The sequence below is a fragment of the Bacillus sp. CR71 genome (assembly GCF_003429245.1).
In the GTDB taxonomy this organism is placed as follows: Bacteria; Bacillota; Bacilli; order Bacillales; family Bacillaceae_G; genus Bacillus_A; species Bacillus_A thuringiensis_S.
Genome location: NZ_CP031748.1, coordinates 3,896,983 through 3,919,137, shown reverse-complemented (window position 1 = coordinate 3,919,137; position 22,155 = coordinate 3,896,983). Strand labels below are relative to the sequence as shown.

The window sequence follows — 22,155 nt, the reverse complement described above, 5'->3', positions numbered from 1 at the left end:
CTTTCTTTTTTATACTTAAATAATTTATGACTTTTTCATAGATATGGTATGGACTATAGTGGAGAAAAAAGAGACATGGGTGAATATAAATACTGCTATTAATTTTTTATAGATAAAGAAACCTTTTTTTAAATTATCGGAACGGTTTGTCCTTTCTATTTATATAATAACGTAACTGTTTTTGTATTTATTGATAAGGAGGAGAGAGAGATTTGCCTAAAATTTCAGTTATAATGACAAGTTACAATAAGCCTGCGTTTGTTGAAAAATCTATATTAAGTGTATTAAACCAAACCTTTCAAGATTTCGAGCTTTTTATAATGGATGATGATTCAGATGAAATGACCCAGAAGGTGATTCAACCATTCATAAATAATGAAAATGTACATTTTTATAAAAGTAATGTAGCTCATATTTCTGAAAGGACAAAAAAAGTAAGATATGCCGCTTTAATTAATGAGGCACTTAAGCATGCTAAAGGAGAATATATAACTTATATTACAGATGATAATCAATATGAAGAAGAACGTCTTAAAAAGATGTCTAGTTATCTTGATGAGAATAAAGATGTTCAAATTATTTATTCTGCATCAAAAACGATTCATATAGATGAAACAGAGATGCCTATTAAAACGGTTGAGAGACCTGCAAAAAAAATTACGAATAATGCTCCATGTACAATTGATCATTGTTCTATTATGCATAGAGCATCTGTTTTACCAATTCTTGAAAAAAGGTGGAATTCTTATTGGGATGAAGATCCTCAGTTTTACCGGATAGGAGATGCACGCTTCTTTTGGAGATTAAATCACTATTGGGATTTTTATCCCTTAGATGAAATTTTAGATATCAATTATATTACTCCCCATTCAATACATGCGCAGTTATTTGCAGAAGAAAAAAATGAATTTGTGCAATTATTACCACCACAAAGAACATGCAAAGAATTAAGGGAAGACTTAAGAAGAAAAAGAGGGTGAAAAATTGAGTGACATTTATTTGAAAAATTACTGGCTATTAAATTTAGAGTATATAAATATTTTTTCAAGGTTAAAGCATTATAATATTCCTTTACCATTACTGAGTAATTTTTATCAATATTTAGATGAAGATATAAAAAATAAAATGAAAGATAATAATTTTTACAAGCAATTGTCAATTGAGCCAATAGCAGAAACACAGTTACAGTTAGAGTTTGAAAAAATAATGTCTGTATTTCAATCAAAAATAAAAAGAAAAAACCAAAATGGAGCAATCCTCCTAAATTCAGATTATCTCCGTTTTTCAGTAAGTAACTTTACTCACTTTAATCCAAATCAAACAAAGATATTAACTAGATCAAAAAAGACCGAACTCTATGGTCTTCCTACAGTTTGTGCACCAGATTATATAAATAAATCTGCTAATACCGCACATGTTTTTATAGAAAAAGCTAAAGAAATCTTTTTAAAGTTTAATAAGCACCCACTATTTTCAAACCTCTTTTTTCAAAAAAAATTACTAAGCGACCTTCCTATCATGATTGAGAAACTTAATATGGCTCATTTTATTTTTAAAGAACAAGATATTTCTGGTGTGATTGTCGGTACTACGGAAGATATAACAAGTAGAGCTCTTACTTTTCTTTCTAGTAGTGAGGGTATACCGAGTTATTGTCTGCAGCATGGTGCAGTAATGGGGGAAGAAGCATACTTTCCGGTTTTCGCAACAAAACAGGTCGTATATGGGAAATATGAAGAAGATTGGTACCTTCAAAAAGGGGTCAGTGAATCTCAAATCGAAATACTAGGGCACCCCAGATATGATGAGATCTTTGATAGAGTATATATGGATAAAAAGAATCTTTTTAATAAATTAAAAATAGACCCCTCTACAAAAGTGGTTTTTATTGCAACCCAGCCATTTAAAACTTCATTTTATACTGAATTGACAGAAAAGTTAGTGGAAGACAAAAATATTACGGTTATTATAAAACCACATCCTTGGGAAAAAGGGCGTAATTTAGTGGGAGAATATATTAAGTTAAGTAACTTATATCCTAATGTTAAATATATAACAAATGAAATAAACATATATGATGTTATTTTACATGCAAATCTTGTGGTTATCTCAAATTCAACAGTGGGATTAGAGGCAATGTTATTAGATATACCTGTAGTTGTTTATAAATCTTTATTAGAGGAAAGGGATTATAAATATTACGATACATTAGATTGGCTTGTAAATCATTCTATGGAGGATATGACTAGCACGATTAAAAAGGTTCTAAATAATCCTTTACAATCAAATTTAGCAAAAGAATTAAGAAGAAAATTTATTAATGAAAACTATCCGCAAGAAGCATGCACAAAAAGATTAATAAATTTAATTCAAATTGAAAAAGATTAAAATCGTCACCATTTATAAATATTTGAAGTAAAAGATTATATCCTCAGTTTTCAATGATTAATATGTATTTTAAACTTGCAATAGAAACGTATGTTTCTATATCCGGCAAACTAGTTTATCTCTCAACAAATGGATTGCCTATGGAATTACAAACAAGTTGAAGAGAGTTTTTTTGCTAAAATTATTTTTTAATATGAGGAGGTATATATTTTCATGTTTTTTAAAGATAAAAATGTTTTAATTATTGGTGGAACAGGAACAATTGGAAAAAGCATTCTTTCTAATGTTCTACAGGAAAAGCCAAAAGTGGTAAGAGTTTTTAGTAGAAGTGAATACAATCAATTTTTATTACAAGAAGAATTTAGGGATAAAAATCGAAATATTCGTTATTTAATTGGGGATATTCGTAATTATGATCGAGTATTTAGTGCGATGGAAAATATTGATTATGTATTTCATGTGGCCGCGATGAAGCATGTTTCGTTTTGTGAATATAATCCGTTTGAAGCAGTTTTGACCAATATTTTTGGAACACAAAATGTAATAAAAGCAGCAATTGCTCAGAAAGTAAAAAAGGTAGTTTTTACAAGTTCTGATAAAGCGATTTCACCAACAAATAATTACGGTGCAACAAAATTGACTGCTGAAAGATTGATTACGTCAGCGGAATATTCAAAAGGTTCAAGTGAAACGACATTTACAAGTGTTCGCTTCGGAAATGTGATGGGATCAAGAGGCTCTGTCATTCCTTTATTTGAAAATCAAATTAAAGAAAACCAAAAAATAACTGTAACGGATCTTAGTATGAGTAGATTTATGATGACACTGAACCAAGCAACTATGTTAACAATTGAAGCAATGAAAATAGCAAAGGGTGGTGAAACTTTTATATTAAAAATGCCAGTTATTTTATTAAAAGATTTAAGTGAAGTGATGATAGAAGAAGTTACAAAGTTATATGGGTTGCCCAAGGAGAATATAAAAATTGAAGAAATTGGGTTAAAACCTGGTGAAAAAATGTATGAAGAACTTATGACGCATGATGAATCTTTACAGGCTTTTGAATTACCAGATATGTTTATCATTCCTAGCCCCTTAAAAAAGGGAACTCAATATGAAAATGCAAAAAGGGCGAAGGTTGGGTTTTACCGTTCTGATCATCAAAATGCGATTTCAAAAGAAGAGCTTAGAAATTTAATATTAAACCAGCAACTATTAACAGGAGGGGAGAAACTATGAAAATATTAGTAACTGGTGGTGCAGGTTTTATTGGTAGGTGGGTTGTAAAGAGATTATTGCAGGATAAGCATGAAGTATGGATATTAGACAACTTAGCAAATTCAACTACTGCAAATATCACCGAGTTTGCACACGATCTAAATTTAAAGCAATGCATTCAAGGAGATATTAAAGATAAAAAATTAGTTGCTGAATTATTTAAAAATAATTCATTTGATCTTTGTTATCATTTAGCAGCGAGTATCAATGTTCAAGATAGTATAGATGATGCTAGATCAACTTTTGAAAATGATACAATAGGTACTTTTAATTTGTTAGAACAATGTCTTAAGTATGACGTCAAAATGGTCTTTATGAGTACTTGTATGGTATATGATAAAGCTACTAATATACAAGGAATATCAGAATTAGACCCGATTAAACCAGCTTCTCCATATGCTGGATCAAAAATTGCTGCTGAAAACATGGTTTTATCTTACTATTATGCTTATAAGCTACCTGTAGTGGTTATTCGTCCATTTAATACGTATGGTCCATTCCAGAAAACAGGTGGGGAAGGTGGGGTTGTTGCCATTTTTATAAATAATAAATTAGATAATGTACCATTGAATATATATGGGGATGGAAAACAAACGAGAGACCTTTTATACGTTGAAGATTGTGCAGATTTTGTTGTGGCAGCAGGATACTCTGTAAAAGCAAATGGTCATATTATCAACGCTGGAACAGGACAAGATATATCCATTAATAAATTAGCAGAATTGATTTCGGGAAATAAAGTAAGTATTCAACATGTAACTCATATCCATCCGCAAAGTGAAATCCAAAAATTATTATGTAACTATGAAAAAGCAAAAACAATATTAAACTGGGAACCGAAAGTTTCTTTAGAAGATGGAGTTATTAAAACAGAAGAGTGGATTAAATCTTTAAAAATTAACCCTAAGGAGAAAGAGTAATGGTAAGGGGGATTCTCGGTATTCATGGAGGAAAGCCTGTTAGAAAAACTTATTTACCATATGGTCAGCAACAAATTGATGAATATGACATTCAGGCTGTTGTAGACGTATTAAAAGGGGATTTTTTAACAACAGGACCTATGGTTCAACAATTTGAGGAGGCTATAGCGAAATATGTGGGAGCAAAATACGCTGTTTCCTTTTCAAATGGTACAGCTGCATTGCATGCTGCCTGCTATGCAGCTGGCATAACTGAGGGAGATGAAGTAATTACAACTCCAATGACATTTGTAGCAAGTGCAAATTGTATCTTATACCAGGGTGCAAAGCCGGTATTCGCCGATATTGACAATGAAACATATAACATTAGTCCTAAATCTATAGAGGAAAAGATTACAAACAAAACAAAAGCCATTATTCCCGTACACTTTACTGGACAGCCTGTAGAGTTAGAAGCAATACAAAAAATAGCAAAAAAAAATAATTTGATTATCATTGAAGATGCAGCCCACGCATTAGGAGCCACTTATAAAAATAAAAAGATTGGTTCAATTGGTGATATGACAATGTTTAGCTTTCATCCGGTGAAACATATTACTACCGGAGAGGGCGGAGTAATTACCACAAATAATCCTCTTTTTTATGAAAAACTTGTTCAATTCCGTACACATGGAATTGAAAGGAACCCCAAAAAACTTCTTGAAAATCATGGACCTTGGTATTATGAAATGCAATTCTTAGGTTACAACTATAGAATTACGGATATACAAGCTGCTCTTGGTTTATCACAGTTAAGTAAATTAGACTCTTTTATTAAGATTCGAAAGAAATATGTAGACATCTATAGTAAAGAATTTAGTTGTTTATCTGAAATCATCATACCAAAGCAATTGCCTCAAACCAGTTCGAGCTGGCACCTTTATATTATTCGTTTAAATACTAAGTTATTAAAATGTAATCGAAAAGAATTTTACGAAGCGTTACAAAGAGAAAATATCGGTGTGAATGTGCACTATATACCCGTACATTTACAACCGTTTTATCAAAAATTAGGTTATGAAAAAGGTATTTGTCCGCAAGCAGAAAACGTATATGAGGAAATTATTACGCTGCCTCTATTTCCTAAAATGACAGAAGCTGATGTGTGGGATGTAATACAAGCTGTGAGAAAAGTTCTTTTGTTTTATAGTGTTGCTAAAAATTAAATGAAAGGGGGGTTAATAAAATTGCAAAATCAGAAATTGTTAAGAGCAGTTACAAAAGTTGACATTAAAAAAGGAGAGATTATTACAGCTAATAAAGTAACAATGGAGTTAAATGTTGTAGAAAATGCGCTGAACAAGCTTGAAGCAGAGGAATTATTACCTCAGGTAGCTGTATATAATTTGTCTGCAGGTACCCCATTAACAAAAGAGGTTATTGAACCTCCTAAGGTAGTAATAATTGTACTTTGCCGCTTAAAATCTACTAGGTTACCTTTAAAAGCCATATTGCCAATACACGGAGTTTCTTCCATTGAACGATGTCTTATAAATACATTAGCTATTCCAGGAAAACATCAGGTCATACTTGCTACTTCAGATATTGCACAAGATGACCCTTTGGAAAAATTTAATTTAGATGGAAAGGTTAAGATTTTTAGAGGTGATCCAGAAAATACCGCTGATCGCATGTTCCAAGCTGCAAAACAAGAAAATGCAAACATTGTCATGCGGATTACAGGAGATTGCCCAGCTGTGTCACCAGAAATTAATAATTTTTTACTAGATGAACATTTGAAAAGTGGTGCAGATTATACACAGGCAGAGTTAAGTACGTTACCTGTCGGAACAGCAGGCGATATTTTTACATTAGAGGCAATTGAACGACTACTACAAACCCCAAAACCTTTAACCTATGCAGAATACCTTCCATTTTATTTTATTAATAATCCACATTTATTTCGTATCAATATAGTGAAACTTCCTCAACCATTTTGTTACCCTACTTGGAGGTTAACATTAGATGAACAACCGGATTTAGATATGTTCAATGAACTTTATAAAGGTCTGAATGTAAAATCTAAACCTTTATTCTTTCATCAAATAAAAGATTACATCCTTCGAAACCCTGAACTTATTGAAATTAATAGTCATGTAAAATTGAAATGGGCAAATCAACAATCATTAGTAGATGAGTTAAATAGAGAAACGATATTATAAATTAATAAATTGTAGTGCTTTTAGTGAGGAGGGAGTATCTTGCTTGAGAAAAAAATTGCCTTTCGCGCCGACGCATCTATTGAAATAGGTACCGGTCATATTATGCGTTGTTTAACACTGGCCCACGAGTTACGGAATAAAGGTGCTCAAGTATATTTCATTTGTCGTAAGCTAGAAGGTGATTTACATCAATATATTTTAAATAAGGGATTTTGTGTGTTTGTATTAGATGGAGATGGTGAAAATACAAATTTCTTAAGTTCAGAACACGGGAGTTATTTAAATTGGCTCAAATATCATTGGTTTGTTGATGCACAGCAGACCAATGATATTTTGTCGCAACTTCCCAAGTGTGATTGGTTAATCGTTGATCATTATGGATTAGATAATAGGTGGGAGTCTGCTTTAAGAAAAACTGTAAGGAAAATCATGGTAATCGATGATCTTGCAAATCGAATGCACGACTGTGATTTGTTACTAGACCAAAATTTATACGATAACCCTAATGATCGCTATAAAGATTTAATACCAGAGCACTCATTAGTAAAATTGGGGCCTAAATATGCTATATTACGGCCAGAGTTTCATGCTGCTAAGAAATTTTCACGAAAAAGAACAGGAGAAATTGAGAGGATTTTTATTTTTTTTGGTGGGCATGATGTAACAAATGAAACATTAAAAACATTAAGAGCCTTACAAAATATAAATCAAGATAACTTAAAAATAGATGTTGTGGTAGGAAGCCAAAATCCGCATAAAGAGGAGATTCAAACTTATTGTAAGAGTGTTTCTAACGCTTCATATTATTGTCAAATAGAAAATATGGAAGAGCTTCTCGTACGAGCGGATTTAGGGATAGGAGCTGGAGGAACAACCACATGGGAACGCTGCTTTCTTGGATTACCTTCTATTACAATTACAACTGCACAAAATCAAATTGAAGTAACCAAGGCTGTAGCAAAGGTTGGAGCTACATGGAATATTGGTACAGCTGAAAGTGTTTCGGATAAAGCAATTATGGAATGTCTAAACAAACTTTTATCAAATTCTAAAATAGTGAAAGAAATGTCTAATAAAGCTCTTTCTATACAGTGTGCCAGTAATTCAAATGAAATAGCAAAAAATATTTTAGGAGGATAGTATGTTAGATATTGAGGATTTTCAATTGGAAAGGTTAGAAAAGAAAGATTTAGAACTTATTTTAAATTGGCGGAATGCAAAAGAAATACGTTCAGTTATGTATGAAGATCATCAAATAACAATAGACGAACATTTAAAGTGGTATGAAAAACTCGTAATGGATGAAACAAAGGTTGCAAGAATATTAATATATAAAGAAAAACCAATTGGATTTGTTAATTTTACAAAAATAGATGAAATGAATCGAACTTGTTATTGGGGATTTTATATAGGTGAAAAACAAAGTGTAAGACGTGCCGGAACTGTATTAGGTTTATTAGCATTAAATTTTATTTTTGAAATTAAAGACATACACAAAGTATATGCAGAAATAATAGAATCAAACTGTATTAGTTTAAATTTTCATCAGAAACTTGGTTTCCAAGAAGATGGAAGATATGAAGATTATATTTATAGGGACAATGATTATATAGATGTCATTACAATGACCTTGTCCCGTGAACAATGGGAGGAAAGAAAAGAAGCTATAAAAATAGAACTTGAAGGTGAAAAAAATGAGTAATGTATATATCGGAGGTAGAGAGATTGGCAATAGTTTGCCACCATTTATTATTGCAGAAATGTCAGGAAATCATAATCAATCATTAGATAGAGCGTTGAAAATTGTAGAGGCAGCTGCGGAGGCCGGGGCACAAGGATTTAAAATTCAAACATATACACCAGATACAATGACTTTAAATATAGAAAATGGTGATTTTTCAATTCACGATACGAAAAGTTTATGGAAAGGCAAATCACTTTATCATTTATACAAAGAAGCATATACACCATGGGAGTGGCATAAACCAATTTTTGATCGCTGTATAGAGTTAGGGATGATACCATTTAGTACGCCTTTTGATGAAACAGCTGTAGACTTTCTAGAGACATTAAATGTTTCATGTTATAAAATTGCATCTTTTGAAAATACTGATATCCCCCTCATACGTAAAGTAGCCGCAACAGGAAAACCAATAATTATTTCGACAGGTATGGCTTCAATTGCCGAACTAGATGAAACAGTAAGGGCTGCGAGAGAAGAAGGGTGTAAAGAACTAATTCTATTAAAATGTACGAGTACGTATCCTGCGTCTCCAAAATCTACAAATATAGTTACCATACCTCATATGAAAGAGTTATTTAAATGTCAGGTGGGTTTATCTGATCATACACTGGGTGTAGGAGTATCTGTAGCGAGTGTTGCCTTTGGGGCCACAGTAATTGAGAAACATTTAACGCTCTCGAGGTTGGATGGAGGAGTTGACGCTAAATTTTCAATGGAACCAGCTGAATTTAAATTATTAGTAAGCGAAACTGAAAAAGCATGGGAATCTTTGGGGAATGTATATTATGGACCGACTGATATAGAAAAAGATTCTTTAAAATTTAGAAGATCATTATATGTAGTAGAAAACATAAAAGCGGGAGAATTCTTTACAAATAAAAATGTTAAAGCTATTAGACCAGGGAATGGCTTATTACCAAAACACATATCCAAAATTATTGGGAAAAAAGCGAATAAGGATATCGAAAAAGGGACGCCTGTTTCATGGGATTTAATTTGATATCGAGGAAATGAGAGTGTTTATAGAAAGATTTATAACAAAAATACTATTTAAGTAGAGAATAAATTTTAAAGGCCCTGTTTAAAAACAGGGCCTTTAAAAAGGGCATAATATTTAACAACTGAAGGTACCTTCATATTACCATTATTGGAATATCGATACCATATGTTAGGTGTTGAGAAATAAAAAGTTCATTCGGTACAACAAAGTGGCCAGCGAAGCTAGCTAAACACTTGTTGCACAAAAGAAAATTAGGCCCTGAAAGTAATAGATATGTAACCTAAAGTTACATTTATAGTGTTAACAAGCTTGCATATATTATACGAAAAGGTATCTAGTAAAAAATTTATTTTGTAGAAATAAAAAAGAAATTGTCACCGGATCACCTTTTGATAAAACAGCGTACTTTCAAACATAATATATTCAAATCCTTATGATATATGTAAATAAAAGAGCAGCTAGTGAAAGCTAGCTGCTTAATAAAGAAAAGAGAAGAACTACAGGGACGTTTAAATGAGTTCTGGCTTTCGCCTATCTTTAGTATTGACGGAATGTTTAGTTTTATGCTGAAAAACTTAAGAAGAGCATCTATAAAAAGACCTCTTTAAGGAAGAAATGAGATATTGAAAAGTGAATTAGGTTTTTAAAATTCAAGAAAATATATGACTATTTCATTATAATGTGACGATGAAACATAAAATAGTAGTTAACAAACTGGCCAGTATGGAAGCACAAACTTTGCATTTCAGCAAGGTAGGAACTATTTAATTGGTTTTGTACTGTTAATATTAGTTGCAAGTATTGAGTGGGATCAATGGCAAAATTTATCTTGTCCAATGTATATTATTGGATTTGCATCAATTGTTATATTAAAAATACTACCAGAATCAACATTTACTCCCGTTAAATTGGGAGCAAAAAGATGGTTTCAATTTCCTGTTATTGTTCAAATTCAACCATCGGAGTTTTTCAAAATTGCACTAATTATATTTGTCGCAAATTTAGTAATGAATCATAACGCTAAATATATGATTCGGACATATAAAACTGATTTCCTGTTGGTTGGAAAAATTATGTTAGTCTCAATTCCTCCTATTGCTCTGGTATATAGCCAGCCAGATACAGGGATGGTGTTCTTATACGCAGCATCTATTGTATTTATTCATATCAGGGATTCAAAAGAAATTAATTGCATTTTGTACATTCATTCCGGTAACTCTACTATCTACATTAATATTTACATACGTAAGATATCCAGATTTTTTCTTTAAAGAATTAGTTACTAGGTTAAAACCTCACCAACAATCACGCATTATAGGTTGGCTGAATCCAGCTGAAAATACAGATCAAGGGTATCAAACGCAACAATCTCTTTTAGCTGTTGGAAGTGGCGAATTACATGGAAAAGGATTTGGTCAAGGAAGTGTATATATTCCTGAAAAGCATACTGATTTTATTTTTGCTACCATCGCTGAAGAAGGTGGATTTATAATAGCGGCTCTCGTTGTATTGGTCTTGTTACTTCTTATATATCGAGTAACTATAATTGCATATTCAGCAGAGAATCTGTTTGGTACATTACTATGTGCGGGGCAATTAGTGTTCTAACACTTCGAATCTTCGAAAATATTGGTATAATGCCAGTAAAAGGAATTGCACTTCCTTTTTTATCATATGGAGGAAGTTCACTGTTTTCAAATATGATAATGATCGGGCTTATCTTATCGGTGCATAAAAATTATAAAAAATACATGTTTCAAGTGAAATAAAAGTTAAGAATATGTTATAGATTAATTTGAAGAAATCCCCTTGTGCATCTATATGCACAAGGGGATTTCTATTTTAATAAAGCTGTGACTGTAAAATAGTTGTTATAAAGTGGATTCTCTTATGAAAAGTATGCTGTGTTATCACTTTTGTATGAATTTTTTCAACCATTAATCTTTTTGAAATCGTGTCATCCAAATAAAGAGATACTTTATTTAAACAGTCTTCAAAGCTGTTATAGGATATAATTTCATCTTTATTGAAGAACGATAAAAGATCAGACTTTTCTTCAATAATTTGAAAGCCTTGGCAAGCGGCAATATCAAACGTACGATTATTAATAGTATTATTTTTTACTTTATTTTTATTTTTATTTTGTGGAAATAGATGACTACGATGAGGATTTAAAATAAGACTAGCGTTGTTATAATAGAGCGCAACTTCTTGAGGTGGAATCCATTCTTCTATAATTTTAATTCTTCGGTGATTTTTCCATTTTTTTAATAACTTATTTCTCCAATGTCGGCCAATAATAGTATAGTGATAGGGGGTATTTTCTAAAAGGAAATGTATTAATTTTACTCGGTTTGGATAAGGATAGCCAATGAATAATACTTCACTTTTATATTTTATATTTTTTAGACTAGGTTTAAATACGTCTATATTAGTTGCTAATGGTAAGTGATATACATTGGTATATCCTAAAGCTGTGTAATATTTAAGTGCTTCGCTATCAATAGTAAATATAAAATCAAAGTTATTTAATAGAAGAAGAGAAGTATCTATATAAAATGGATCCTCAGTTAACCAGACAGCTAATTTAATGTTCCATTTTTTAAAATATTGAATTGCTTTTTGTGGTAGATGATTACCTAATAAGGTGAATACAATATCGGGATGAAAAGTTGTTGTAATGAAATCCAATTGTTGTATTAATTCACTCGGTTGTATCGCTAACCATTCGAAATTTTGATCTATAAGTGTTCCTTGTATGCTTTGATCTAGATATTGATAAATTTTTGAGTAACCAGAAGTAATGTATAAGAGTTTCATATTTCAACCCCTGCTTTAGGTTTAAAATATATTATGAGATAAACGTAACACTTTCTATTTCTTTACAACTAATTTTAGTAATACTTGTAGTAGGAGGAGTAACTGAATTTTCCTCTTCTAATGTGACGATACAAGTATTAGGGTTAAAATTTGTAAAAATAGCAGGTCCAATAATATTCCCAGATTTACCAGTCACAGTAACGACTTCGCCTGGCTGTAAATTTTTAAAAATACTACATACTCCACCTGAACAACCAAATAAATTGCATAAGAACAAATTTATTCCTCCTTTAAACAATATACTATATCATATGAAGTTTTGTAGAACGATGTGTAGACAAGTAACCTTTAGAAGAGAAAAAATTTAAATTAAAGCAATTTATTGAAATAATAGGTCAATAGAATGTTACATCTCAGGGGATACTGATTAGATTTTTCATGAAAAAAGACATTCATTAGAATGTCTTAAATATGGATTAAGCTAGAAAAATATGAATCATTTTAAAGAGTGGTTAAAGTAACACTTTCTATATCTTCACAACTTATGAATGTAGTATTGGTAGATGAAGGGGTTATCACATCTTCTTCTTCCAATACTACTGCACATATATTCGGAAAGAACAGTGAAAAAGTAGCAGGTCCAATAATTTGACCTGATCTAGTAGTAATTGTAACAACTGTTCCCGTTGGCCACGAAGAGAATAGAAAACAAGCTAAACCTGTACAATCTGCCATAATAAATCCTCCTAACTTTAAATTTTAATTGAAGTAATAAAGTCCAAACATTTTATAGTGTATGTGGGAGTAACATGAAGTGCTTGGACTAATAGAAATCACTTTCTGGTTTTATCTCTTTATGATCAATGAGATAACTATTAAATCCTACAATACAAAGGTTTAATAAATACAATATGGTCAGAAGGTTTAATGAAAAAGATATTCTATGATATAGTAATTAGCTATTCCAAGGTCAAAATACTGTGAATAGGAATTATAAAGTGAGGAATTTTTCAGAGTAACAAATGGAAGTTTTAATAATGTAACAAAAATTGAACATAATCTTCATTAAAAAAAAGAACACAAATCAGTGCTCTTAGAAAGTAGACTATAGGGCTTTCGGATTAGTATATACTATCATATGCTCGTTTTTTTTAAGGGTGTAAACAAAATTAAATAAAAATAATACATATGAGGTTTTTAAAAGAGTAATAGCTCAACAGGATGGATTTGCATACATATAAACTAAATAACCATAATTTCATTTGTAAATTTATATAAACAAAAATATTTGAAAACAAACTTTTCGCGTTGCTAAATTGAATATTCCGGTTCTTATAAGTGACAAAGGATACTTTGAGAGAGTATTGAGACAAGGATAAACTGTAAGGAAAAATTATATAAGTGATTAATTAATATAAAACCATCCTATTATTGTATATGTGGACACTGGATGTTTCTATGTAGTTTGTTTCAAGTGACTTATAATCCAATGTCTATTGGCATGTGATGTAATTAAATGTAGCTAGAATACAGTATAATATTGAAAAATATAAAGTTTGTAGTGTTTGAAACAAATTAAAGAAGTAACATAAGGAATTTACGCATAAAGTAATGTTGATGGTAAAATTAACAGAATTTTCATTTTAATAAGATAAAAATGTGATGTTTTTAACGTATAATAATTTTACTACGATGAAAATACGGCCACAAATTAGTTAATTTAAAAATTAAATTTAGATAGGAAGAGGATAATGAAGACCAGAGATAGTTATAAAATTATTGTCGTTGGTGCTGGGACTGCAGGACTATCTTCTACTGCACATTTATTAAGAAATATCCCCCTATTGAAAGAAAGTATAGCGATTATTGATCCGTCAAAAAAACATTATTTTCAGCCACTATGGAGTTTAGTGGGGGGAGGAATTGTTTCAAAGGAAAGTACAATGCGTGATCAAGAATCGCTTATTCCAAAAGGGGCAACGTGGATCCCTAAAAGTGTTGTTAAGTTATTTCCGGATGAAAATAAGATACTGTTAGATGACGGACTGCTGCTTGAGTATGAAATTCTTATTGTAGCAGCTGGTATACAAATAAATTGGGAAGGTATTAAGGGCTTAAAAGAATCTATTGGGACTAATGGGGTATGTAGCAATTATTCTTATACATATGTTGATTCTACTTGGAGAGAAATCGAAAAATTTAAAGGAGGAAATGCGCTTTTTACCCACCCTAATACTCCTATTAAATGCGGTGGTGCTCCACAAAAAATTATGTATTTAGCAGAGGAGTATTTTTGTAATAGTGGTGTAAGAAACAGAAGTGAAGTAATGTTTTATTCTGCAAACACTGACATATTTCAGGTTCCACGATATGCAAATACTTTAGAACAAGTACTAGAAAGAAAGCAAATTATAACGAATTATAATAAAAACTTAGTAGAAATTATCGCCGAAAAGAGAGAAGCAATTTTTGAAGATACGCAAACGCTGAAAAGAGAAACCATACCATATAGTATGATACATGTTGTTCCACCAATGGGGCCACCAAATTTTATTAAAGAGAGTGAAATAAGTGATTATCAGGGATGGGTAGATATAAACCCTTATACTTTGCAGCATGTAAAGTATAAAAATATTTTCGGACTTGGAGATTGTACTAATTTACCTACTTCTAAAACTGGAGCGGCAATTCGAAAACAAATACCTGTCTTAAAACAAAATATTATGGACGTACTTAGTGGAAGAGATTTGCAGGCTAAATATGATGGGTATACATCTTGTCCAATTATTACAGGATATAAAAGTCTTATACTCGCTGAATTTAACTATAAACATGAGCCTCAAGAAACGTTTCCGTTTAATCAAGCGAAAGAAAGGTATAGTATGTTTTTACTTAAAAGATTTATGTTGCCATATATGTATTGGAATTTTATGTTGAAAGGGATCCTATAGGGGAAGATAGAAAGTGGTTATAAAAATTGAAAAGCAATTTGAAATACCTATTTGGAGGGAATAGCTATGCTTTTAAAATATTTTTATGATGAAAAATTAGCACATGCTTCCTATTTAGTCGGTTGTCAGAAGGAAGGCGTAGCAATTGTAATTGATCCAGGTCGCTATATAGAACAATATATAGAATTTGCTAAGAAAGAGGGAATGGAAGTAATTGCTGCGGCTGAGACTCATATTCATGCTGATTTTCTTTCTGGGTCTAGAGAACTTTCCAATCTTTATCATGCAAATTTATATGTATCTGATGAAGGAGATTGTGATTGGAAATATCAATATCTTAATGAAGGTCGATACAAATTGGTTAGAGAGGGCACAGAGTTTAAAGTAGGTCATATAAAATTTAATGTAATTCACACCCCAGGGCATACGCCTGAAAGTATTTCTTTTTTAGTGACTGATACAAGTCAAAATAATTATACGAATGATAAACCGATAGGGATATTCACAGGTGATTTTATATTTGTAGGAGATATAGGAAGACCGGATTTATTAGAAACTGCAGTCGGTATGAAAGATACTGCAAAAATAGGAGCGAAACAATTATTTGATTCTATACAAAAAATAAAAATACTTCCTGATTATTTGCAAATATGGCCATCACATGGTGCGGGAAGCGCATGTGGAAAAGCGTTAGGAGCAATTCCAACTTCTACATTAGGTTATGAAAAGATGTTCAATTGGGCATTTCAGTGTAATGAAGAAAGTGATTTTATATCAACTTTATTGACGGGACAGCCAGAGCCTCCAAAGTATTTTTCATTAATGAAGAATTTAAATAAGTATGGTCCGCCAATTCGTAAGAAGAGAAAAAGTAATGCTATTAATACAGTAGAAGAACTTCAAGAAATTTTGAAGAGCGTTCATCAAATAGTTGATATAAGGGATGTAGAGAGTTTTGCTGCAGGTCATATCGAGAAGTCAATTAACATACCTTATAACAATTCTTTCACAACTTGGTGTGGATGGTTATTAGATTATAAAACAGAAACGTTAATAATTCTAGATGAGGAAAAGATTAAAGTGGAGGCAATTATTAGAGAATTTGAATCTATTGGGTTAGATAATATTATTGCTTTTGCACCCTTAAAAGTAATACAAAGACTTGATAGATTTGAAAGTTACAAAGAAAAAACATCGATTGAATTATATCCGCATATAAAAGGTGGAAGCGTTAAGGTTATCGATGTGCGTAGTAAAAAAGAGTGGGAGGAAGGACACCTTCATGATGCAATACATATCACTTTAGGTAATCTATTTGAACAACTAGATTATATACCGAAAGATTGTCCAATAGTTTTGCAATGTCGAACCGGATTACGTTCCGCTATAGCAGCTAGTATTTTACAAAGAGCTGGTATAAAGGAAGTAGTGAATTTAAAGGGAGGATTTCTTGCATGGAAAAAAGAAAGGCTTCCTTATACAACAAGCAATCTCAATGTGTAGGAAAATATTATTACAATAGTAAAGAAGGTCGCCATTCACGGCGACCTTCTTTACTATGCGTTATACCCAAATAATTTTAAATCTTCTCCAGACCCTGAAATAATCTTCTCAAATCGTAATCCTACTTTTTCTAAAAGCTTTCCTGAGGCGATGTTATCTATAGAAGTAATTGCTACAATTCGATTCATGCCGAGCTTTTGTACACCGTATTCGATTATTGCAGAAGCTGACTCGTAGCCATATCCTTTTGAACGGAATGTTTCTAAAAAGGCAAATCCGATATCAACGTCTTCTAATGAATCTCTTTTAATAAGGCCACACATACCAAGTGGAGTGAGATCTTCTTTTCGTTCTACTAAGTAAAGGCCAAATCCGAGTTTGTTATACATATCGATGGGACCGTTTACAATATAATTTTTTGCATCTTCTAAGTTTCTAACTCCTTTGTCACCGATAAACTGAATCCATGCAGGATCGTTTACTAACTCAAGAATAAAAGGAGCGTCTTTTATATCAAACCAACGAAGGTTAAGACGTTCTGTTTTAAGAACTATCAATGATTACACCACCTTTAAAAAGTTATAACAATTAGTATGGATTGTGTAAAACAAAAGTGCAACATATTTTAATGGGGCTTTGTTTGTTCACATAAAGTTCGTTTGTTTTGTATAGAGAGATATTTTATAATTAGGATTGATTGTAAAGAGTGAGGTGCTTATACAATGACTCCTAGGTGACTAGGAGTTTTTACTATATAACTATCATTATTACTAAATATGACACACTACACATTCTACTCAAGGAGGTACATAATGAAGAAATTATATAATGCATCGTTTACGTATTTGATTATCGGTTTATTATCAGGGATTTTCGCTAGGGAGTATGGTAAGTATAAAGGGATTTTAGGATCTACTTTGTTAAATCTTTTGCATACACATACACTTGTACTTGGCTTTTTCTTCTTTTTAATTGCTTTAGGATTAGCAAAAGTATTCGCGTTTCATGAAGTGCAAGGGTTTAATAAGTGGTTTGTTTTACATAACATTGCATTAACATTAATGTTAGGTTCGCTAGCAGCGAGAGGGCTTCTTCAGTTAAATGGAGCTGACTTTAAAGGGTTAACTTATATTGTAGGATTTTCTCATTCGTTGATGGCAGTTACTTTAATTTGGTTTATGTTGTTAATAAAGAAATCGTTTAAAATGTAGTGAAAAAGAACTTGTAGCGTGTGCTGCAGGTTCTTTTTTGTATGTTCAGGTTTAATAATCTTATTTTTCTAATTATTTTGTATAAAGATGGTATACTTGTTTTAAAATTAAAAAGGAGAGTTGATTATGGAAATAACAATTGAACATGTAGTAAATGAATTAAAAGGCATACTTCCTGAAGATCGAGTAGTAATAAATATGACAGTACGAGAGTTACATAGTAAAGATGAATCTTATCATACTAGTAGTTTACCTGATGTAGTTGTTTTTCCAAAAACGACCGAAGAAGTTAGCGCGATAATGAAAATAGCGATTCAGCACGGAACAGCTGTCGTTCCATTTGGAGTAGGGTCCAGTTTAGAGGGACATGTAATTCCTTACGAAAAAGGAATTACAATGGACTTTTCTCTTATGAACAAAATACTTGAAATAAGAGAAAAGGATTTTCTTGTGAGAGTACAGCCAGGGGTGACGCGCTCTCAGCTTAATAAAGAATTGAAAAAGTATGGATTATTTTTTAGTGTAGACCCAGGAGCTGATGCAACGTTAGGAGGAATGGCTGCTACAAACGCGAGCGGAACGACAGCAGTAAAGTATGGTGTAATGCGTGATCAAGTTCGAGATTTAGAAGTCGTTCTTGCGGATGGAGGGGTAATACATACCGGGAATTTAGCGGCGAAGTCATCATCAGGTTATCATTTAAATGGTATTTTCGTAGGATCAGAAGGAACACTTGGATGTTTCACGGAGTTAACTTTAAAAGTATACGGTATACCAGAACATGTTATGGCTGCGAGGGCATCGTTTCCAACTATAAATGATGCAGTAGAAGCTGTAATTAACATATTACAAGCAGGTATTCCAATCGCGAGAATTGAACTCGTTGATGAATTATCTATGAAACAAGTAAATCATTACAATGAAACAAGTTACAGAGAAGAACCGACACTATTTTTAGAGTTTCACGGCAATGAAGCAGGGTTAAAGCAAGATATTGAATTTACGAAAGAAATCGTTCTTGATCATAAATGTAAAGAAATTGCGTTTGAGACGGAAACAGCAGCAAGAAATAAACTGTGGGATGCAAGGCATAACTTAGCGTACTCTTACGTGCATAGTTATCCTGGTAAAAAGCTAATGAGTACAGACGTATGTGTGCCAATTTCGGAATTAGCTGGCGCGATTCAACATGCGAAAGAGGTATTAGATAAAGTAGGGCTTATTGGCGGTATTCTAGGTCATGTTGGAGATGGGAATTTCCATGTACTCTTAATGATTGACACAAATGATAAAGAGGAAGTAAAGAAGGCAGACGAAATAAACGAAAGTATCGTTCTGTATGCTCTTAAACGAGGAGGAACATGTACAGGAGAACATGGCGTTGGAATCGGAAAACGAAAGTATCAAGAAGAAGAACATGGGGCGGCATTATGTGTAATGGAGAAAATAAAGAAAGCTCTTGATCTGCAAAATATTTTGAATCCGAATAAGGTGTTTCAATTAAAAGATAGGGGCTGATCGGGTGAAAGTACTAGAAGCGATAAGTAATATAGCTGGAAAGTATTTTGCATTTTGGGTTATTTGTATTGCAGCTATTGCATATTTCATTCCCGCGCCATTTCTCGGGTTAACTAGTTACATAACGATTTTACTTGGGGTTGTCATGTTTGGGATGGGATTAACATTGAAGGCTGTTGATTTCAAAATCATAGCTACAAAACCATTAGCAGTTATTATCGGTGTATGTGCTCAGTTTATTATTATGCCACTTGTCGCATACGTACTAGCCTACGTTATGAATCTGCCAGCGGAATTAGCAGCTGGGTTAGTGTTGCTCGGTTCAGTACCGGGTGGCACTGCATCAAATGTTATGGTTTATTTAGCAAAAGGGAACTTAGCGTTGTCTATTGCAATGACTTCAGTATCAACGTTACTAGCACCAATTGCTACACCGCTCATTCTACTATTACTTGCAGGGCAATGGATGCCAGTAAATGCTATGTCCATGTTTCTTTCTATCGTACAAGTCATTATTGTGCCTATTATTTTAGGACTAGTAGTGAAAAAGTTTTTCCCTCATATCGTTAATAAAGGAATGACTGTTATTCCTTTAATATCAGTTGTAGCAATTATCATAATTGTTTCTGCAGTTGTTTCAGCAAATGTAAGTAGCGTTACTTCTTCAGGACTTCTTATCTTTATTGCGGTGATGCTCCATAATGCTTTCGGTTTTTTGCTCGGATATATAACTGCGTTCGTACTTGGACTAGACGAAGGGACAAGAAGGGCTATTTCAATAGAAGTAGGAATGCAAAATTCAGGTTTAGGTGTTGCACTGGCGACAGCGCATTTTGGACCGGCGGCTGCACTCCCAAGTGTATTAGCAGCAGTATGGCATAACATTGCAGGGCCAATATTAGCAACCATCTGGTCAAAAAATGCAAAAAATGAAAAGAATACTTTTAGCGATGAAAATGTATTAATAAATATAGAAAAATAGGAATGATAAATAATGCAAAAACGTATTGTACATTTTGAAGGAATGGTTGTATTTTTAGCCGCGATTTATATGTATTCGATATATGAGTTTAGTTGGATTATATTTTTTGTATTCCTTTTAGCGCCGGATCTATCAATGTTAGCATATGGGATTAATAATCACGTTGGTGCGAAAATATATAATGTATGTCACACATATATCATATCCATATTAATTGTTCTAATAGGTGTCTATTTTAAGATAGATACCGTTATAATGATTGGCTTAATATGGACAGCACATATTGGAATGGATCGAATGTTTGGATATGGATTGAAATATGAGACGGATTTTAAGGATACTCATATTCAGAGGTTATAAGAAAAAGTATTCATATTTACAGCGGGTCTATTAAAATATTGAACAAAATTCAGTGAATGAATTTTGTTCAATTGTTGAGAAATATATATATAGATAGATACAAATAATCGAATTATGTTATTTTTATGATAATTAAAAGAAGGAGAGTGGATTTGATGAATATACAAATCACTGGCAATGAATTAATTAATAAGATGCTGAATGATTGGTATCGAGATATTAGAGCTCAACGTATAAGTGAAGCAAAAAAATTAAAAGAAGAGATCGATAAAAAGCTTTATATTATCGAATCAGATGTAAAGGTTTCATTTCACTATTATCTGTTAGAATTTCGATATAAAGTGCTAATAGATGGTTTAGGTAATTTGAAAAAAGCTTTTGATAAAATAGATGCATTGCCTAAACCGAATGATGAATATTCTAATTATTATTATTATTTATTCAAAGCCATTCATTATACAATTCTTACTAATTATAGTGAAGCTAGCAACTATTTTGAAAAAGCTGAAGGGTTATTAGAGCATATTTCAGATGAAATTGAATATGCAGAGTTTAATTATAGAGTTGCTATATTAAAATACCACTTGCATTACGCATATTCAGCTATTGAATACGCTTCAAAGGCAAGAGATATCTTTGTTAAACAAGCAGGGTATGAAGTGAACATAGCGCTGTGCGAAAATATATTAGGATTATCTTTTTCGGAATTAAAGCAGCATGATAAAGGTGAGGAATATATTGCGTCAGCAATAAACATTTTACAAAAAAATGATGCTGAAATGTTAGTATTAAGAATCAGACATAATTTAGGTTTATTGTATGCGAGTCAAAATCTTTCAGTTTTAGCAATTAGACACTTATCTGAGGTTTCTAAAAAAATGCCTACTCATTATAAGGCAATCTTTTTAGAGGCAAGAGAATATTATAAATTAGGTGAAATAGAAAAAGCGAAGGAATTAATTGAAAGTGGATTGAAGGTTTGTGAGGAATTAAAAAATGATGAATATAGATATCACTTTTTAATTCTAAAGGGATTTTGTCAGCATTTAGAGGTAGAAAAAATAGAAAAAATTATTCTTGAAGGTTTTTCTTACTTTGAAAGAAAAAATTTATCGGAGTATATTCACGAATATACCGAAAGTCTGGCATTAGAGTTTCATAAGGTAGGTAATATAGAAAAAGCAGAAAAGTATTTTTTTATGAGTTATGAAATAAAAAAGAGAATATTTGAAAAAGAAGCATTAAAATAAAGAAAAAACTTGGATTATCTATAATGGGA

21 protein-coding genes and 1 pseudogene are annotated in these 22,155 nt (G+C 32.0%); 18 read left to right on the top strand and 4 right to left on the bottom strand.

Annotated elements, in window-relative coordinates; genetic code table 11:
• Positions 1-212 precede the first annotated feature (212 nt).
• The 11 genes and pseudogenes from DOS87_RS19665 (at position 213) to DOS87_RS30655 (ending at position 11,300) form a co-directional block, all read left to right on the top strand.
• A complete protein-coding gene (locus DOS87_RS19665; RefSeq protein ID WP_001124407.1) occupies positions 213-980 on the top strand; it encodes a glycosyltransferase family 2 protein in 768 nt (255 codons plus the stop codon).
• Positions 981-984: 4 nt separating this feature from the next.
• Positions 985-2,388, top strand: coding sequence for a CDP-glycerol glycerophosphotransferase family protein (locus DOS87_RS19660; protein ID WP_001280558.1), 1,404 nt, complete (start codon positions 985-987; stop codon positions 2,386-2,388).
• 213 nt (positions 2,389-2,601) lie between these two features.
• Positions 2,602-3,627 (top strand): SDR family NAD(P)-dependent oxidoreductase, encoded by a 1,026-nt coding sequence (locus tag DOS87_RS19655; protein WP_000465153.1) that lies wholly within the window; start codon positions 2,602-2,604, stop codon positions 3,625-3,627.
• Positions 3,624-4,586 carry a dTDP-glucose 4,6-dehydratase gene (locus tag DOS87_RS19650; RefSeq protein WP_000699375.1) on the top strand — a complete coding sequence of 321 codons (963 nt, stop codon included), beginning with the start codon at positions 3,624-3,626 and terminating at the stop codon, positions 4,584-4,586. Before DOS87_RS19655 ends, DOS87_RS19650 begins: the two co-directional genes overlap by 4 nt.
• Positions 4,586-5,791: a UDP-4-amino-4,6-dideoxy-N-acetyl-beta-L-altrosamine transaminase gene (gene pseC, locus DOS87_RS19645; RefSeq protein ID WP_000251478.1), complete on the top strand. Its 1,206-nt coding sequence runs from the start codon at positions 4,586-4,588 to the stop codon at positions 5,789-5,791. Before DOS87_RS19650 ends, pseC begins: the two co-directional genes overlap by 1 nt.
• Complete coding sequence (locus tag DOS87_RS19640; protein WP_043311326.1) at positions 5,792-6,787, top strand: cytidylyltransferase domain-containing protein; 996 nt, start codon at positions 5,792-5,794, stop codon at positions 6,785-6,787.
• Positions 6,788-6,826: 39 nt separating this feature from the next.
• Complete coding sequence (gene pseG, locus DOS87_RS19635; RefSeq protein ID WP_000890380.1) at positions 6,827-7,927, top strand: UDP-2,4-diacetamido-2,4,6-trideoxy-beta-L-altropyranose hydrolase; 1,101 nt, start codon at positions 6,827-6,829, stop codon at positions 7,925-7,927.
• A gap of 1 nt (position 7,928) precedes the next feature.
• On the top strand, positions 7,929-8,489 hold the full coding sequence (pseH, locus tag DOS87_RS19630; protein WP_000884084.1) for a UDP-4-amino-4,6-dideoxy-N-acetyl-beta-L-altrosamine N-acetyltransferase: 561 nt from the start codon (positions 7,929-7,931) through the stop codon (positions 8,487-8,489).
• A complete protein-coding gene (gene pseI, locus DOS87_RS19625) occupies positions 8,482-9,531 on the top strand; it encodes a pseudaminic acid synthase (RefSeq protein ID WP_000073382.1) in 1,050 nt (349 codons plus the stop codon). The genes pseH and pseI overlap by 8 nt, the downstream gene beginning before the upstream one ends.
• Positions 9,532-10,298: 767 nt before the next feature.
• Positions 10,299-11,139, top strand: a pseudogene (locus DOS87_RS19620) (FtsW/RodA/SpoVE family cell cycle protein).
• Positions 11,115-11,300 (top strand): FtsW/RodA/SpoVE family cell cycle protein, encoded by a 186-nt coding sequence (locus tag DOS87_RS30655; protein WP_367399326.1) that lies wholly within the window; start codon positions 11,115-11,117, stop codon positions 11,298-11,300. The pseudogene DOS87_RS19620 and the gene DOS87_RS30655 overlap by 25 nt, the downstream one beginning before the upstream one ends.
• Before the next feature lie 73 nt (positions 11,301-11,373).
• On the opposite strand, the gene DOS87_RS19615 is transcribed toward DOS87_RS30655, so the two are convergent.
• The 3 genes from DOS87_RS19615 to DOS87_RS19605 all read right to left on the bottom strand — a co-directional run bounded on the left by DOS87_RS19615 (position 11,374) and on the right by DOS87_RS19605 (position 13,086).
• Entirely contained in the window at positions 11,374-12,351 is a 978-nt protein-coding gene (locus DOS87_RS19615; protein WP_000772272.1) for a CgeB family protein, read from the bottom strand.
• Between the two features lie 31 nt (positions 12,352-12,382).
• Positions 12,383-12,628, bottom strand: a complete 246-nt coding sequence (locus tag DOS87_RS19610) for a hypothetical protein (protein WP_000477970.1) — start codon at positions 12,626-12,628, stop codon at positions 12,383-12,385.
• A gap of 224 nt (positions 12,629-12,852) precedes the next feature.
• The gene (locus tag DOS87_RS19605; RefSeq protein ID WP_000752669.1) at positions 12,853-13,086 is read right to left on the bottom strand and encodes a hypothetical protein; all 234 of its coding nucleotides are present in this window, start codon (positions 13,084-13,086) and stop codon (positions 12,853-12,855) included.
• Between the two features lie 1,016 nt (positions 13,087-14,102).
• Between DOS87_RS19605 and DOS87_RS19600 the strand changes: the two genes are divergently transcribed.
• Both DOS87_RS19600 and DOS87_RS19595 read left to right on the top strand, forming a co-directional pair.
• The gene (locus DOS87_RS19600) at positions 14,103-15,302 is read left to right on the top strand and encodes an FAD/NAD(P)-binding oxidoreductase (RefSeq protein WP_000857326.1); all 1,200 of its coding nucleotides are present in this window, start codon (positions 14,103-14,105) and stop codon (positions 15,300-15,302) included.
• Positions 15,303-15,368: 66 nt separating this feature from the next.
• Positions 15,369-16,805, top strand: coding sequence for an MBL fold metallo-hydrolase (locus tag DOS87_RS19595; RefSeq protein ID WP_000925300.1), 1,437 nt, complete (start codon positions 15,369-15,371; stop codon positions 16,803-16,805).
• Positions 16,806-16,858: 53 nt separating this feature from the next.
• On the opposite strand, the gene DOS87_RS19590 is transcribed toward DOS87_RS19595, so the two are convergent.
• Positions 16,859-17,362, bottom strand: a complete 504-nt coding sequence (locus tag DOS87_RS19590; RefSeq protein WP_000636433.1) for a GNAT family N-acetyltransferase — start codon at positions 17,360-17,362, stop codon at positions 16,859-16,861.
• A 255-nt stretch (positions 17,363-17,617) separates the two neighbouring features.
• Here DOS87_RS19590 and DOS87_RS19585 point away from each other — a divergent pair, with 255 nt between their 5' ends.
• From DOS87_RS19585 to DOS87_RS19565, 5 genes are all read left to right on the top strand, one after another.
• Positions 17,618-18,016, top strand: coding sequence for a DUF2871 family protein (locus DOS87_RS19585; RefSeq protein ID WP_000737896.1), 399 nt, complete (start codon positions 17,618-17,620; stop codon positions 18,014-18,016).
• A 126-nt stretch (positions 18,017-18,142) separates the two neighbouring features.
• Entirely contained in the window at positions 18,143-19,534 is a 1,392-nt protein-coding gene (locus DOS87_RS19580; RefSeq protein WP_000406575.1) for an FAD-binding oxidoreductase, read from the top strand.
• 4 nt (positions 19,535-19,538) lie between these two features.
• Positions 19,539-20,516 carry a bile acid:sodium symporter family protein gene (locus DOS87_RS19575; RefSeq protein ID WP_000865817.1) on the top strand — a complete coding sequence of 326 codons (978 nt, stop codon included), beginning with the start codon at positions 19,539-19,541 and terminating at the stop codon, positions 20,514-20,516.
• A 12-nt stretch (positions 20,517-20,528) separates the two neighbouring features.
• Positions 20,529-20,876: a DUF4260 domain-containing protein gene (locus DOS87_RS19570; protein ID WP_001172057.1), complete on the top strand. Its 348-nt coding sequence runs from the start codon at positions 20,529-20,531 to the stop codon at positions 20,874-20,876.
• A 155-nt stretch (positions 20,877-21,031) separates the two neighbouring features.
• Positions 21,032-22,126 (top strand): response regulator aspartate phosphatase, encoded by a 1,095-nt coding sequence (locus DOS87_RS19565; RefSeq protein WP_001025501.1) that lies wholly within the window; start codon positions 21,032-21,034, stop codon positions 22,124-22,126.
• Positions 22,127-22,155 lie beyond the last annotated feature (29 nt).

Coding starts and splice junctions, on each gene's coding strand:
- DOS87_RS19655 (WP_000465153.1), top strand. CDS start 2,602: ATGTTTTTTAAAGATAAAAATGTTTTAATTATTGGTGGAACAGGAACA.
- DOS87_RS19650 (WP_000699375.1), top strand. CDS start 3,624: ATGAAAATATTAGTAACTGGTGGTGCAGGTTTTATTGGTAGGTGGGTT.
- pseC (WP_000251478.1), top strand. CDS start 4,586: ATGGTAAGGGGGATTCTCGGTATTCATGGAGGAAAGCCTGTTAGAAAA.
- DOS87_RS19640 (WP_043311326.1), top strand. CDS start 5,792: ATGAAAGGGGGGTTAATAAAATTGCAAAATCAGAAATTGTTAAGAGCA.
- pseH (WP_000884084.1), top strand. CDS start 7,929: ATGTTAGATATTGAGGATTTTCAATTGGAAAGGTTAGAAAAGAAAGAT.
- pseI (WP_000073382.1), top strand. CDS start 8,482: ATGAGTAATGTATATATCGGAGGTAGAGAGATTGGCAATAGTTTGCCA.
- DOS87_RS30655 (WP_367399326.1), top strand. CDS start 11,115: ATGTGCGGGGCAATTAGTGTTCTAACACTTCGAATCTTCGAAAATATT.
- DOS87_RS19615 (WP_000772272.1), bottom strand. CDS start 12,351: ATGAAACTCTTATACATTACTTCTGGTTACTCAAAAATTTATCAATAT.
- DOS87_RS19605 (WP_000752669.1), bottom strand. CDS start 13,086: ATGGCAGATTGTACAGGTTTAGCTTGTTTTCTATTCTCTTCGTGGCCA.
- DOS87_RS19600 (WP_000857326.1), top strand. CDS start 14,103: ATGAAGACCAGAGATAGTTATAAAATTATTGTCGTTGGTGCTGGGACT.
- DOS87_RS19595 (WP_000925300.1), top strand. CDS start 15,369: ATGCTTTTAAAATATTTTTATGATGAAAAATTAGCACATGCTTCCTAT.
- DOS87_RS19585 (WP_000737896.1), top strand. CDS start 17,618: ATGAAGAAATTATATAATGCATCGTTTACGTATTTGATTATCGGTTTA.
- DOS87_RS19580 (WP_000406575.1), top strand. CDS start 18,143: ATGGAAATAACAATTGAACATGTAGTAAATGAATTAAAAGGCATACTT.
- DOS87_RS19570 (WP_001172057.1), top strand. CDS start 20,529: ATGCAAAAACGTATTGTACATTTTGAAGGAATGGTTGTATTTTTAGCC.
- DOS87_RS19565 (WP_001025501.1), top strand. CDS start 21,032: ATGAATATACAAATCACTGGCAATGAATTAATTAATAAGATGCTGAAT.